Here is a 1,445-nt window from a genome sequence, read left to right as displayed (position 1 = left end):
GGATTGAGGAAGGCGTCCAGCACGTACAACCGCAGATCCGCGATCCCCACCCCGATCAGCCCGGCCGGGCTGTCCGGCTCCAGCGGCGCGTAGGTGACGTGCACCGTCGTCTCGGTGATGCCGTACATGTTGACCAGGGAGACCCCCCGGCCGTGCCAGCCGGCGAGGCGGGAGACCTCCAGGGCCTCACCACCGAAGATCACATAGCGCAGGTCACCGAGCTCACGCGCGCCGGGCGGGAGCTGGTAGAAGGCCGAGGGGGTCTGGTTCAGCACCGTCACCCGCTCCCGCTCCAGCAGACCCAGGAAGTCCTCCGGCGACCGGCTCACCTCGAACGGCACCACCACCAGCCGCCCGCCGAACAGCAGCGCCCCCCACAACTCCCACACCGAGAAGTCGAACGCGTAGGAGTGGAACAACGTCCACACGTCCTGCGGCCCGAACCCGAACCACTCCCGCGTCGACGACAGCAGCCGCGTCACGCTGGCATGGGTCACCACCACGCCCTTCGGCCGGCCCGTCGACCCCGACGTGAAGATCACATACGCGGGGTGCTCCGGGAGCGGTTCCGGCAGCGGTGACTCCGGGACGCCGTCCTCCCCGGCCGGGGGCAGGAGCGCCCCCTCCCGAGGCGAGTCCTCCCCGGCCGGACCGTCCCGGCCGGGCAGGATCCGGCAGGAGACACCACCGTCCTCCAGCACCACCACCGGCAACCCCCCACCGACCACACCCTCCAACCCCCCGGCCACCACCACCGCCATCGGCGCCGCGTCCTGCACCATGAACGCCACCCGATCCGCCGGATACGACGGATCCACCGGCACATACGCACCCCCCGCCTTCAACACCCCCAGCACCGCCACCACCAGCTCCACCGACCGCGGCACCACCAACGCCACGAACCGCTCCGGCCCCACCCCCAGCCACGCCAGCCGCCGCGCCAGCGCCTGCGCCCGCGCGTCCAGCTCCGCATACGTCAGCGCCTCGTCCCCGCACACCACCGCCACCGCCTCCGGCGCGGCCGCCACCCGCGCCGCGAACTCCTCCACGATGGTGGTGGCCGGAGGCGTGCCGCCGGTGCCCGCCCAGTCGCCGAGGATGGTCTCCCGCTCGGTTTCGTCCAGGATGTCGAGCTGTCCGATGCGGGTGCCGGGGTCGGCGACGGCGGCGCGGAGCAGGCGGACGAACCGGGCCGCGATGTCCTCGGCCGTCTCCCGGTCGAACAGGTCGGCGGCGTACTCCAGGCCGCCGGTCAGGCCCCCGGAGGGGTCCTCGGCGAGGGTGAGCTGGAGGTCGAACTTGGCGGTCTCCGGGACGAAGGGCTCGAGCGCGACGGAGAGCCCGTCGAGGTCCAGGGTGGCGGCCGGGGTGTTCTGCAGGACGAGCATCACCTGGAAGAGGGGATGGCGGGCCATCGACCGCACCGGAGCCACCAACTCCACCAA

At 72.5% G+C, this 1,445-nt stretch carries 1 protein-coding gene; it reads right to left on the bottom strand.

The genetic code is table 11. The features are described from left to right. The coding region (locus ACFOWE_RS29405) for an AMP-binding protein (RefSeq protein WP_377293546.1) at positions 1-1,415 on the bottom strand (1,415 nt) is incomplete at its 3' end. Positions 1,416-1,445: the final 30 nt, after the last annotated feature.

This window comes from Planomonospora corallina (assembly GCF_042650625.1).
Lineage (GTDB): Bacteria > Actinomycetota > Actinomycetes > Streptosporangiales > Streptosporangiaceae > Planomonospora_B > Planomonospora_B corallina.
Note: the sequence above shows the minus strand (reverse complement) of the source record. Positions and strands in the feature narration are given on the sequence as shown.